Source organism: Streptomyces xiamenensis (assembly GCF_000993785.3).
Lineage (GTDB): Bacteria > Actinomycetota > Actinomycetes > Streptomycetales > Streptomycetaceae > Streptomyces > Streptomyces xiamenensis.
This window is the reverse complement of the sequence record NZ_CP009922.3, coordinates 1,784,754-1,797,164: the sequence shown is the minus strand read 5'-3', so window position 1 is coordinate 1,797,164 and position 12,411 is coordinate 1,784,754. Positions and strand designations below refer to the sequence as shown.

General features: G+C 73.5%; 9 protein-coding genes. 4 read left to right on the top strand and 5 right to left on the bottom strand.

Features of this window, described 5'->3' with window-relative positions; translation table 11 throughout:
• Nucleotides 1-19 precede the first annotated feature (19 nt).
• Complete coding sequence (locus tag SXIM_RS08165) at nucleotides 20-1,411, top strand: cation:dicarboxylate symporter family transporter (protein ID WP_046723458.1); 1,392 nt, start codon at nucleotides 20-22, stop codon at nucleotides 1,409-1,411.
• A 204-nt stretch (nucleotides 1,412-1,615) separates the two neighbouring features.
• Complete coding sequence (locus SXIM_RS08160; RefSeq protein ID WP_046723457.1) at nucleotides 1,616-2,953, top strand: enolase C-terminal domain-like protein; 1,338 nt, start codon at nucleotides 1,616-1,618, stop codon at nucleotides 2,951-2,953.
• Between the two features lie 75 nt (nucleotides 2,954-3,028).
• On the opposite strand, the gene SXIM_RS08155 is transcribed toward SXIM_RS08160, so the two are convergent.
• Nucleotides 3,029-4,045 carry a beta-ketoacyl-ACP synthase III gene (locus SXIM_RS08155; RefSeq protein ID WP_030725361.1) on the bottom strand — a complete coding sequence of 339 codons (1,017 nt, stop codon included), beginning with the start codon at nucleotides 4,043-4,045 and terminating at the stop codon, nucleotides 3,029-3,031.
• Between the two features lie 20 nt (nucleotides 4,046-4,065).
• Nucleotides 4,066-5,697: an AMP-binding protein gene (locus SXIM_RS08150; RefSeq protein WP_046723455.1), complete on the bottom strand. Its 1,632-nt coding sequence runs from the start codon at nucleotides 5,695-5,697 to the stop codon at nucleotides 4,066-4,068.
• Nucleotides 5,698-6,151: 454 nt separating this feature from the next.
• Between SXIM_RS08150 and SXIM_RS27700 the strand changes: the two genes are divergently transcribed.
• Both SXIM_RS27700 and SXIM_RS08140 read left to right on the top strand, forming a co-directional pair.
• On the top strand, nucleotides 6,152-7,975 hold the full coding sequence (locus SXIM_RS27700; RefSeq protein WP_046723453.1) for a LuxR C-terminal-related transcriptional regulator: 1,824 nt from the start codon (nucleotides 6,152-6,154) through the stop codon (nucleotides 7,973-7,975).
• A gap of 2 nt (nucleotides 7,976-7,977) precedes the next feature.
• Nucleotides 7,978-8,691 (top strand): 4'-phosphopantetheinyl transferase family protein, encoded by a 714-nt coding sequence (locus SXIM_RS08140; protein WP_053116134.1) that lies wholly within the window; start codon nucleotides 7,978-7,980, stop codon nucleotides 8,689-8,691.
• An 83-nt stretch (nucleotides 8,692-8,774) separates the two neighbouring features.
• Here SXIM_RS08140 and SXIM_RS08135 read toward each other — a convergent pair whose 3' ends face one another.
• From SXIM_RS08135 to SXIM_RS08125, 3 genes are read right to left on the bottom strand one after another with little or no spacing between them, the layout of a single operon-like run.
• A complete protein-coding gene (locus SXIM_RS08135) occupies nucleotides 8,775-9,791 on the bottom strand; it encodes a 3-oxoacyl-ACP synthase III family protein (protein ID WP_046723451.1) in 1,017 nt (338 codons plus the stop codon).
• Nucleotides 9,788-10,387 (bottom strand): SRPBCC family protein, encoded by a 600-nt coding sequence (locus SXIM_RS08130; RefSeq protein ID WP_030725375.1) that lies wholly within the window; start codon nucleotides 10,385-10,387, stop codon nucleotides 9,788-9,790. Before SXIM_RS08130 ends, SXIM_RS08135 begins: the two co-directional genes overlap by 4 nt.
• Nucleotides 10,388-10,394: 7 nt before the next feature.
• Nucleotides 10,395-12,272: a thiamine pyrophosphate-binding protein gene (locus SXIM_RS08125; protein ID WP_046723449.1), complete on the bottom strand. Its 1,878-nt coding sequence runs from the start codon at nucleotides 12,270-12,272 to the stop codon at nucleotides 10,395-10,397.
• Nucleotides 12,273-12,411 lie beyond the last annotated feature (139 nt).

The following is a 12,411-nucleotide window of genomic DNA, read 5'->3' as shown; positions in this document are numbered from 1 at the left end:
CAAGGACGAGGAGACCACCGTGGCCGCAACCAGCCCGCCCGAGGCGCCCGGCGCCCCGCGCAAAAGGCGTGACCGTACGCACTGGCTTTACATCGCCGTCATCATCGCGGTCGCCGCGGGTATCACGATCGGTCTGCTCGCCCCGGGCGTGGGGGTGGAGCTGAAGCCGCTGGGCCAGGGGTTCATCGCCCTGATCAAGATGATGATCTCGCCGATCATCTTCTGCACCATCGTGCTCGGCATCGGCTCGGTCCGTAAGGCCGCCAAGGTCGGCGCGGTGGGCGGGCTCGCCCTCGGGTACTTCATGGTGATGTCGACCTTCGCACTCGGCATCGGCCTGCTGGTGGGCAACTTCCTGGAGCCGGGCCACGGCCTGAACCTCTCCGAGGTCGACACCAACGCCGGCGCCGAGGCCGCCGAGAAGGCCGGCGAGTCCACCGTCGACTTCCTGCTGGGCATGATCCCGGACACCATGGTCTCCGCCTTCACGGCGGGCGAGGTCCTGCAGACCCTGCTGGTCGCGCTGCTGGTCGGCTTCGCGCTCCAGGCGATGGGCAAGACCGGCGAGCCGGTGCTGCGCGGCATCGGCAGCATCCAGAAGGTCGTCTTCCGGGTGCTGGGCATGGTCATGTGGACCGCCCCGATCGGCGCGTTCGGCGCGATCGCCGGCGTCGTCGGCGAGACGGGCGTGGACGCGCTCAAGTCGCTGGCCGTCATCATGATCGGCTTCTACGTCACCTGTGTGCTGTTCATCGTCGTCGTGCTCGGCCTGCTGCTGAAGCTGACCACCGGCGTCAACATCTTCTCGCTGCTGAAGTACCTGGGCCGCGAGTTCCTGCTGATCGTCTCCACCTCCTCCTCCGAGACCGCGCTGCCGCGCCTGATCGCCAAGATGGAGCACGCGGGCGTCAGCAAGCCGGTCGTCGGCATCACGGTGCCCACCGGCTACTCCTTCAACCTGGACGGCACCGCCATCTACCTCACGATGGCCTCGCTGTTCATCGCCGAGGCGATGGGCACTCCGCTGGCCCTGGGCGAGCAGCTCTCCCTGCTGCTCTTCATGATCATCGCCTCCAAGGGCGCCGCCGGTGTCTCCGGCTCCGGCATCGCGATCCTGGCCTCCGGGCTCTCCTCGCACCGCCCCGAACTCCTGGACGGCGTCGGCCTGATCATCGGCATCGACCGCTTCATGAGCGAGGCCCGCGCCCTGACCAACTTCGCGGGCAACGCGATCGCCACGGTCATCATCGGCACCTGGACGAAGGAGGTCGACAAGGACCGGATGCGGGAAGTCCTCGCCGGCAAGCACCCGTTCGACGAGGCCACCCTGGTCGACGACAGCCACGGCACCCCGCCCTCCCCGCCGGAACCGGACACCCCGACCCTGGGCAAGACCCCCGCCAAGGTCTGACCGGCTGGGAGCCCTCCGCCGCACGTACCACTGCCCTGCCCCCACACCCACGGCCGCGCCCCTCCCTCAAAGGCGCGGCCGTGGCGTGTCCGGGGACCGGGGCGACCCCTGCGTCCTCCAGCCACCCGCTCTTGTGCGCGTGACGGGAGTACGCCACCCTCTGCATCCGACCGCGCCACCCCGACGCCCGGAGGAAGCAGTCCCATGGCCCACCGCCAGCCGACCATCACCGCGTACGCCGTACACCCCGTCGCCGGCCGGGACTCCATGGCGCTCAACCTCTCCGGCGCCCACGGCCCGTTCTTCACCCGCAACGTCGTCGTCCTGGAGGACTCCGAGGGCCGCACCGGCGTCGGTGAGGTCCCCGGCGGGGAGCGCATCACCGCGACCCTGCGGGAGGCCGAACCCCTGGTGATCGGCGCCCGGGTGGGCGACTACCAGCGGGTGCTGGCGGAGATCGGCGCCCGGTTCGCCGGGCGCGACGCGGGCGGACGCGGCGCCCAGACCTTCGACCAGCGCACCACCGTGCACGCGGTGACCGCCGTGGAGTCCGCCCTGCTCGACCTGCTCGGCCAGCACCTGGAGGTCCCGGTCGCGGCGCTGCTGGGCGAGGGCCAACAGCGGGACTCCGTACGGGTGCTGGGCTATCTCTTCTACGTCGGCGACCCGGACTCCACCGGCCTGCCCTACACCCGCGAACCCGGCGCGGCGGACGAGTGGCACCGCCTGCGGCACGAGGAGGCACTGACACCGGCGGCGATCGTCCGGCAGGCCGAGGCCGCCCACGAGCGGTACGGCTTCCGTGACTTCAAGCTCAAGGGCGGGGTGCTGCCCGGCGACGAGGAGGTGGCCGCCGTCCGCGAGCTGAAGCACCGCTTCCCCGCGGCCCGTATCACCGTGGACCCCAACGGCGCCTGGCCGCTGCGCGAGGCGGTCGAGCTGTGCGGGCCGCTGCTGGACACCCTCGCGTACGCCGAGGACCCGTGCGGCGCGGAGGACGGCTACTCGGGCCGCGAGATCCTCGCCGAGTTCCGCCGGGCCACCGGCCTGCCCACCGCCACCAACATGATCGCCACCGACTGGCGGCAGCTCACCCACGCCCTCGCGCTGCAGTCGGTGTCCATCCCGCTGGCCGATCCGCACTTCTGGACGATGCGCGGCTCGGTGCGGGTGGCGCAGCTGTGCAACGCGCTGGGTCTGACCTGGGGTTGCCACTCCAACAACCACTTCGACATCTCGCTGGCGATGATGACGCACTGCGGGGCGGCGGCCCCGGGCGCGTACAACGCCCTGGACACGCACTGGATCTGGCAGGAGGGCCTGGAGCGGCTGACCGTCTCCCCGCCGCGGATCGTGAACGGCGAGGTCGCCGTCCCGTACGACGCCCCGGGCCTGGGCATCACCGTGGACCGCGATCGGCTGGCGGCCGCCGCCGAGCTGTACCGCGAGCAGGCGGTGGGCGCCCGCGACGACGCGGCGGCGATGCGGCACCTCATCCCCGGCTGGACCTTCGACCCGAAGCGGCCGGCCCTGGTGCGGTGACGGACGCTCGCCGCCGGGAGACCCGGGCGGGCGGGGTGCGGCCCGCCGCCGGGATCGGGTGCCCCTCCCCGCGGGTCAGGGCAGTTCGACCACCGTGGCCGCGTAGGACAGGCCCGCGCCGAAGCCCAGCAGCAGGGCCAGGTCGCCGGAGCCGACATCCTCGGTGGACATGACCGCCTCCATCGCCAGCGGGATGGAGGCGCCGGAGGTGTTGCCGGTGGTGACGATGTCGCGGGCGATCACCGTGGAGTCGGGCAGCTCCAGGCGTTTGGCCATGCCGTCGATGATGCGCACGTTGGCCTGGTGCGGGATGAACGCGTCCAGGTCCCCCGGGGTCAGCCCGGCCGCCGCCACCGCCTCCCGGCCGGCCTTGGACACCTCGTAGACCGCCCAGCGGAAGACCTGCTGGCCCTTCTGGGTCAGCGCGGGCCAGCGCATCCCCGGGTCGGCGCGCACCGCGTCCCACGGCGCGGTCTGGGTGACCGCGTCCCACTGGCCGCCGTCCGCGCCCCACACCACCGGGCCGATGCCCTGGGTGGTGGACGGGCTGACCACCACGGCGCCCGCCCCGTCGCCGAAGATCATGGCGGTGGAACGGTCCTCCACGTCCAGCAGGTCGGTCATCCGCTCCGCCCCGATGACCAGCACGTGCCCGCCCCGGGCCCGCACCGTGTCGGCCGCCAGCGACAGCGCGTGGACGAAGCCCGCGCAGCCCGCCGACAGGTCGAACGCCGCCGCGTGCCGCGCGCCCAGCCGGTGGGCGATCGCGGTGGCGGCGGCCGGGGTCTGCCACAGGTGGGTGAAGGTGGCCACGATGACGCAGTCCAGCGCGTCCGCCGTGATGCCCGCGGCCGCCAGGGCCTTGCCCGCGGCGGCGGTGCCCATCTCGGTGAGCGTCTCGTGCGGGCCCGCCCAGCGCCGGGTGACGATCCCGGTGCGTTCGCGGATCCACGCGTCGGAGGAGTCGATGCGTTCGCACACTTCCGCGTTGTCGACCACCCGGTGCGGCCGGTAGCCGCCCACTCCGGAGATCCTGGCGTGCGGTGAGCCACCGGTGGCGTGGCGCCCGGCGGGGGTGATCCGAGGCTTCATGGTGCTGGCCTTTCTCATCCTCAGTCGGCGAATGTTACCCGGGCGAGGGGGTCGAACCGCCCTCCGGCGAGCAACGTCCGGCAGCGGAATCGCTGGATCTTTCCGCTGGGGGTCCTGGGCAGCGTGCCACGTGGCAGAAACAGACACTCGGCCAGGGCCACCCCCGACTTCTCCCGTGCCACCGTCGCCGCGTGATCGGCGATCGGCGCGAAGTCGCGGGGCCGGCCCTGGGGTTCGAGCAGCAGGACGAGATGGGGCAGTCCCGAGACGCCGGCGTCGACCACCGCGACACAGCCCTTGCGGACCTGCGCGTGGCCCTCGATCGCCGATTCGATCTCGGCGGCGTAGACGTTCCGGCCGCCCACCGACAGCATGTCGTCCTCGCGGCCCACCACGTACAGCTCGCCCTCGTGGTGGAAGCCGATGTCACCGGTGCGCAGCCGGCCGCCGGGGAAGCGGGCGGCGGTACGGTCCGGGTCGGCGTGGTAGCCGCTGGCCAGGGCGGGGGAGCCGACGGTGATCTCGCCGAGCCGGCCGGGCTCCCCGGCCGCGAGGGTCACCCCGGGCAGGGCCTGGCCGTTGGAGACCAGCCGGGTGGCGCGCGGATGGTCCTCGCCGACCTCGCGCACCGTGCCCGCGCCGAGGGCGGCGCCGTCGAACAGCCGCGAGGTGGGTTCCTGCCGCCAGGGCTTGCCGGCCACCGCCAGGGTGGCCTCGGCCATCCCGTACGCGGGCTGGAAGGCGGTCGGCGACAGCCCGTACGGGCCGAACCGCTCCTGGGCGGCCAACAGATTGCCCCAGTCGACGCGTTCGGCACCGATCACCGCCGTGCGCAGCCCCGCCAGGTCGCCGCGCAGGGTGCCGCGGCCCTGGGCGCGGGCCGCCAGATGCACGGCGGTGCTGGTGCCCGCGGTCAGGGTGGCCCCGTACTCGGTGAGATCCCGGAACCAGCTGCGCGGCGCCATCCCGAACCGTTCGGGGGTGGAGAGCACGAAGTCGAAGTCGTGGGCCCAGCAGTAGAGCAGGCAGCCGAACATGCCCATGTCGTGGGAGAGCGGCAGCCAGGAGACGCCGGTGTCGTGGCCCGGCCGGCCCCCGGTCAGGTGGAGCAGCAGATCCAGTTGCGCCTCGACGGCCCGGGTGGTCAGGGCCGAGCCCTTGGGGGTGGAGGTGGAGCCCGAGGAGTACTGGATGAAGGCGAGATCGTCGGGGCCCGGCGGGCTGGGGTCCACCCGGCGCCCGGTGTCGGGCAGTTCCCAGGTGCTGGTGGGCAGCGCCCGGGTGAGGTGGGGCGGGATGAGGGAGAGGATCCACGCGTCGGCCAGGAACAGCACCGGGTCCAGACGTTCGGTCAGCGCGGTGAGCAACTGGCCGTACTCCTGCGGGCTCTGGCCCCGGGTGGGCAGCGGCAGCGAGGCGGGGGTGCCGCCGGCCAGCCAGATGGCGAGCAGACCGCGCACGGTGGCTGGGCCGTTGGTGGCGATGGTGGCGACCCGGGTGCCGGGGCGGACGCCCGCCGCGCGCAGGGTGGCCGCCAGGGAGTGGGCGCGCGCGGAGACCTCGCGCCAGGTGGTGTGCTCGAAGTCCTCGCCGGCCCAGGCGTGCAGGGTGCCGCGCGCCGAGCCATGGGTGAGCGCCTTCCACAACCGCATCGAAATGTCCCCCTTGCTTCTTTCTGATCGGACCGAGCCGGCCATTGGTGCGGGATTGTCGCGGCGCCCGGCAATGCTTCCGGGAATGCCGCCTTGGCCGTTATGGGATTCCGGCGCGAGCGGTTGGCGTCCGGGGCCGACCGTACCGCCGGAGCAACGCCCGGGGAAGTCCCGCAGGGGCATTGCGTGGAGAGGGAGTCAATGTGTCGAAAGCACTGGCGAACCGGGCACTTGTGGGGCAGTATGAGTCTGCTGGGCCCCAGGTGAGCGGCTGTTGCACGAGGGGCGCGACCGGGGCTTCCGCAGGTCCGGCAAGTTTATTGGTCAACCGGTTTGGTTCTGCCGAAATCCAAGACCCGGGTACGGCGGGATGAAATCGAAAGTGCATCACGGGGAAATATGTGCGCAGAAACGCTGGTGAACGGGGGCGAGCCGTATGTTCATTCGCTATGAAGTGAGTCAGACGGGCCGCAATCGCCGCGAACATACCGCCGCCGATACTGAGGAGGCCCGAAGTACGGAACCCGATCCGGCGCCCGTATGGGCGATACCCGCACCACCGCTCATCGGCCGCGAAGACGAACTCCGCTGTGTCACCGAACTGCTCGCCGCGCCGGGGCTGCGGCTGCTGACCCTCTGCGGCCCGGCCGGCATCGGCAAGAGCGCGCTGGCCCACGCCGCGCTCGCCGCCACGGCCGCTGGGGGCCGGAGCGCCGTGGTGGCGCTCGACCTCGCCGAGGTGCGCGAGCCCGCCATGGTCGACAGCACCCTGCGCGCCCTCACCGCCGAGGGCCCGCGCCGCCCCGAAAGCGGTCGGCAACTCGTCTTCCTCGACAACTGCGACCCGGTCATCGACGCCGTCGCCGAAGGGGTGCTCCGGCTGCTGGCCGTCGCCCCCTGGACGGTGGTGGTGTGCGCCAGCCGCACCCCGCTCGATGTCTACGCCGAACGCATCCTGCCGGTGGGCCCGTTGCGGCTCGGCCCGGAGGGTGACGCGGTACGGCTGTTCACCGACCGGGTGAGCCCGTACTACCGGCACGGCATCACCGGCGCGCCCGAACGCGCCGCCGTCGCCCGAATCTGCGAGGTCCTGGACGGTGTCCCGCTGGCCATCGAGATCGCCGCCGAGGCGGTCGGCCCGCTCAGCCCCGCCGAGCTGGAGGGCCGGCTGCGGCGCGGCGAGTACCCCGCCCGGGGCCGGCTGCGCGACCTCGCCGAACGCCACCGCTCGGTCGGTCACGCGCTCAGCTGGGGCGAGAGCGCCCAGCGCGAGGAGGACATCGCCCTGCTCAAACGGCTGTCGGTGTGCGAATCGCACATCGACCTCGACACGGCGGGGCAGTTGAGCGGCATCGGCCGCGAGGAGATCGCCGGCGGACTGCGCCGGCTCGTCCACCAGGGGCTGCTCACCAGCGTCGACAACGGGCTCGGCGGCTACTCCTTCGCCATGACCCACATGGCGCGCAGCCACTACCGGCAGGAACTGGAACGCGACCCCGCCGCCCTGGCCATGGCCCGCGCCCGGCACGCCGGGGTGTGCCTGGCCTTCGCCGAACGCGTCGGACGCACGGGCACCGGAGCCGGATTCGGCGGCGACCCGAACGCGGGGGCCGAGGACGGCCGCGACGCCCGCCGGGCCGCCGCCATCGCCCGCCGCCTCCCCGATCTGCGCGCCGCCGTACGGCACTTGCGCCAAGCCGGGCGGTACGCCGACGTCCTGCGGCTGCTGCTCGTCATGGCCGGTCCCGACGGGCCGGGCGGCGTCGAGTACACCGCCCAGCTGGAGGAGAGCGCCGAACGGGCCGTCGAGGACGGCGGCGCGGAGGGCCGGGGCCCGGCCGCCGCCGCCCTGCTCACCCTCGCCCACCTGGCGGCCCGCACCGGCGACCCGCAGCGGGCCGGCGCCGCGCTGCGCCGTGCCATCGCCCTGAGCGGGCACGGCGAGCGCACCATCCCGCACGGCGCCCGGGAGTTGCTGGCCGCGCTCGGGGACGGCGCCCGGCCGGCCCCCGTACCCCCGCCCGAGCCCCCGGCGCGGGCCACCGAGACCGTGACCGCGACGACCACGGCCACAGCGCCGCCGCACGACGCCGGGCTCACGCCACGGCAGCACGAGGTGGCGCAGCTCGTCGCCGAGGGCCTCACCAACCGCCAGATCAGCCGGGAGCTGGAGATCTCCGAATGGACCGTCGTCAATCATCTGCGCGAGGTGATGCGCAAGCTCGGCTGCCCGTCCCGCGTTCATGTGGCCCGCATCCTGGGGCAGCGCGCCGGCTGACGGTGCCCGGCGGGCGCTGCGCGGTGTGGCTGGGCCACGCCCCCGCGGCGCCCCGCCCGGCGGCGGACGGCGCCCTGCTGGACGGCGCGGAGCGGGAGCGGGCCGGCCGCATGACGGACCCAGTCGCCCGCGCCCACTACATCGCCGCCAGGGCCGGCATCCGCCGGACGCTCGGGGCGGTCCTGGGCACACCCGCGGCGCAGGTGTCCTTCGGCCGGGCCCCGTGCCCCGGCTGCGGCAGCGCGCGGCACGGCCCGCCCGTGCTGCTGGGCCAAGGCCCCCAGTCGGAGCGGGAGATGTGGCTGAGCGTCTCGCGCGCCGGGCCGTGGTGGCTGCTGGCGCTGTCGTACGCGGGGCCGGTCGGTGTTGATCTGGAGGTGGACCGTACGGATGTCGGTCCGGCCGTGCTGCGCCGCTGCTTCAGCGACGCGGAGCGGGCGCGGATCGCCGCCCTGCCGGCCGCGTGGCGGCAGCGCGAGGCGCTGCGCGGCTGGGTGCGCAAGGAGGCCGTCACCAAGGGCTGGGGCACCGGGACGGGGACCGCGGCCGGGCTCGGCTCGGTCGAGGTGCTGGCCGGTGCCTGGCCCGCCGGGCACCGGGCGGCGGTGGTCCGCCGGGCCGGCTGGCCCGACTGGCCGGTGGCCGAACTCCCGCTGGGGCGCCGCCTGGTGGGCGCCCTGGCCGGCCCGGTCGGCCGGCCGGGCGACCCCGGCTAGCGCGCGGCGGGCGCGGCGAGGGCGGGACGGGGACCGGCACGGGCGTACCCGCACCGGTCCCCGTCCCGCCGTCCCGCCGGACCTCACGCGCCGGCCCGCCACCGTACGGCCGCCGCCCCGGCGAAGTCCCCGGCGTGCGCGAACCCGGCCAGCATCAGCAGCGAGCCGTCCGCGATCCGGCCCTCCCGCACCCCGTGGTCGAGAGTGACGGGCACCGCGGCGCCGAACAGGTTCCCGAACCGGTCGTAGGTGTCCAGGTGCCGCTCCGGCTTGATGTCCAGCCGCTCCTGCCACTTCCGCAGGAACACCCGGTTCGGCTGGTTGGTGATCAGGGTGTCGAGATCGGACGGTTCGATGTCGAGCCGGTCGCACACCGCGCGGACCGCCTCCGGCACCAGCCGGTTGCCGCGCTCGACGATGTCGGCCACCTTGCCCGGTGTGAAGCCGACATGGACCTGGGACTCGCCCGCCTCCCAGTACTTGCGGCCGTCGCTGAGCGTCACGCCGCAGTCCTTGGCGTACTCGCCGAGGTTGCGGGTCTCGATCGCCAGCACCGGCGACTCCTCGGACGCCGCCACATACGCGACGCCGCAGCCGTCGCCCGGCACCACGGCCTCCGGCAGCTTGCGCACCTCCGACTGCGTCATGACGTTCCCGGCGCAGTTCTGCACGTTGCACAGCAGTGCCGAGCGGGCCTGCCCGGTGCCGATCAGCGCGCGGGCCAGCTTCAGCATGTGGATGAACGAGGCGCAGCCGCCGTTGTGCGCGTCGAGCACCCAGCTGGGGCGCAACCCCAGCCGGTGGGTGATCTCGGCCCCCGATCCGGTGATCGGCAGGTCGGGCAGCAGCACATTGGTGATGACCAGGTCGATCTGCGAGGCCTCGCGCGGGCCGATGCGGTCCAGCAGCACCCGCCCCGCCTTCTCGATCATGTCGGCGGCGCTCTCGTCGCGGCTGACGTGGTGCCGGAAGGCGGGGGCGCCGAACATGGTGCTGTCGGCCATCGGGCTGTCCGGGTCCCGGTGATCGAGGAAGTACTGGGTGGGTACCTTCTCGGGCGGCAGGTACGAGGCGACCTCCAGCAGGCTGACGGTCCTCACGCGGCGCCGCCGTTGCCGTGCCGGTGCTCCAGGATCTTCTTCAGGTTCTGGAGTTCGAGGGCGTGGGCGGCGGCGAAGATGTCCCAGAAGTCGCCGACCCAGGGCCGCTCGGGGGTGGGGGCCAGCTCGGGGAACGGGTTCTTGTCGTAGTACGGGTGCCGGCTGTTGGTCCACAGCACGACGGAGCCCGGCCGGCCCAGGACGGTCTGCGCGTCGACGATCCGGTGCAGGTACACCATCCACAGCTCCTCGCCCTGGTCCCAGGCGCAGTGCATGTCGACGGTGAGCGCGGCGGGGTCGGACGTGACGCGCATGAAGATCTTGGTGTCCGGGTGTGCCAGCGGGTCGCGGCCCTCGTACAGGCCCGGCTTGCCCTCGACCGGCTGGAAGGCCCGGGTGCTGTAGGTGAACTCGTCCAGGTTGCGGATGTCGCTGAGGTAGGCGTGGACGGCCTGCGGCGGGGCGTCGATGTACTCCTCGACGGTCACGAAGGGGGAGGGGCCGGGGGTGTAGGAGGCGGCGAGGCCGATGGCCTGCTCCTGCGGGGTGTTCTCGATCCGGATCAGGCCGGGGATGTCGTCGATGCTGCTGGACATGGGGGTCCTAACGGTTGGTGTGGAACGGGCGGAACGGCGGTACCTGGTGCGGGTCGACGTCGATGGAGATCAGGACGGGGCGGCCGTCGTGCGGCGCGGCCAGCGCCCGGTCCAGCTCGGCGGTGTCCGTGGCGTGGTGGGCGCGGACCCCGGGGAACAGGGCGGCGACGCCGGCCCCGATGTGGGCGGGGCGGAAGAGGTTGAAGGTGTAGTCGCCCGTGAAGAAGACCTGTTCGCGGGTGTGGCACATGGCGTGCGCGTTGTTGTTGACGATGAGGAAGGTGACGGGCAGGGCGAGTTCGGCGGCGGTGTGGATCTCCATGCCGTGCATGTAGAAGGCGCCGTCACCGGCGACGACATAGGTGGGGGCGCCGGTGGCGAGCGCGGCGCCGATCCCGGCCCCGAAGCTGTGCCCCATGCCGCCCATGCCGAGCGCGGTGATGAACCGGCCCCGGCGGGGCGCGGGGACCCGGTGCACGGTGGTGGCCCCGGTGTTCCCGGCGTCGACGACGAGGTTGGCGTCCTCGGGCAGCCGCCGGGCGAGGATGTCGAGGGCGGTGGGCAGATCGAGCGCGCCGGTCCGCTGACCGGCCGAGGCAACGGGGGCCTGCCGCTGGGCAGGCACGTACGGACGCCTGCCTGCCCCGGCGGTGGTGTCGGCGGCCACGGGCGGCCGGCCGGGCACAGCTCCGGACGGTTCCCGCCGCCGCGCGGGCGGCTCCAGCGCCCGTGCCAGTGCGTCCAGTTCCGCCGCGATCGGTCCGGTCAGCCGGATCAGGGCCGGGTGGCCGGCGGGCAGCAGCGGCGGGTCGCCGCCGTCCACGCTGATGACCGGTACGCTCCCCAGCTGTTCGCGCAGGGAACCGCCGGCCATCTGCGGCAGCCGGTGGCCGGCCACGACGACGGCGGACGCCTGCGCGACACGGCGGTCCGTCTCCGGGGTCCCGGACGGGCCCAGCACACCCAGGCAGCGGGGGTGGGTGTTGTCGAAGACGTCCTTGGCGTCCGGCGCCACGGCGACGTCCGCGTTCAACGCCTGGCACAGTGCGGCCAGTTCCGCGCGGGCGTCCGCCCGGATGACCCCGGGCCCGGCCAGGACGACCACCCCGCCGGCCGCGTGCCCGGCGCCGTCGCCGGTGTTCTTCCACGCGTCGGTCGCCGCGTCGGGCCCACCGTTGCGCCGCTCGTCGCCCGGCTCGCCCGCGACCGGACCCCCGGCCGCCCGCGCGGCAGTCAGGACGGTGACCGCTTCCGCCCGCAGCGGCTCGGCCGACAGCGGCCGCAGCGGCGCGCCGACGCGCGCGATCCGCTCCGGCCACGCGCCGAGCACCGACTGCTGGACGTCCTTGGGCAGCAGCAGGACCGCCGGGCCCGGGGCGGCCAGCGCCGCCTCCAGCGCGCGGGGCAGCACCTCCACGATCCGGTCCGGCTCCGTCACCCGCGCGCAGAACACCCCGATCTCGGCGAACAGCCGCTCCGCGTCCATCGTGCCGGCCAGGCCCGAGGTCTCCTGGAAGGTGCCGGTGCCGTCAAGTGCCGCAGGTGGCTGGCCGATCAGGGCCAGGGCCGGGACCTGGGAGGCGCGCAGTTCTGCGAGCCCGGGCACCAGGTTCATCGCCCCGGCCCCCGAGGTGGCCGCGACCACCGCCGGGCGGCCGGCCGCGCGGTGGTAGCCGTCCGCCATCGTCGCCGCCGAGAACTCGTGCTTGGCCACCAGAGCCCGCAGCGGCGCACCGGCCAGTGCGACGGCGTCGTAGAGATCCTCGATATTCGCTCCGTCCACTCCGAAGACGTCGTGCAGTCCCTGCTCCTGCAGAAAGCCGACGACGTAATCAACCGTGCGCGATGAGTGACCCATGGTGGTGGCCCGTTCCCGAGAGGTCATGGTGCGGGGGTCAGGACTTTCTATGCCGTCCGCCAATCGCCCGCCACCCGCAGCAACTTGTCATTCCACCTGCCACACCCCTGCTGGCAGATTGCTGCTAGCCGCTTGTCATCCCGCCGGCCGGTGCCACCGACCTAGG

Bases quoted from the DNA above. Each gene is read 5' to 3' on its own strand.
- SXIM_RS08155 (WP_030725361.1), bottom strand. From the start codon at position 4,045: ATGAAGCCTCGGATCACCCCCGCCGGGCGCCACGCCACCGGTGGCTCA.
- SXIM_RS08125 (WP_046723449.1), bottom strand. From the start codon at position 12,272: ATGACCTCTCGGGAACGGGCCACCACCATGGGTCACTCATCGCGCACG.
- SXIM_RS08160 (WP_046723457.1), top strand. From the start codon at position 1,616: ATGGCCCACCGCCAGCCGACCATCACCGCGTACGCCGTACACCCCGTC.
- SXIM_RS08130 (WP_030725375.1), bottom strand. From the start codon at position 10,387: ATGTCCAGCAGCATCGACGACATCCCCGGCCTGATCCGGATCGAGAAC.
- SXIM_RS08150 (WP_046723455.1), bottom strand. From the start codon at position 5,697: ATGCGGTTGTGGAAGGCGCTCACCCATGGCTCGGCGCGCGGCACCCTG.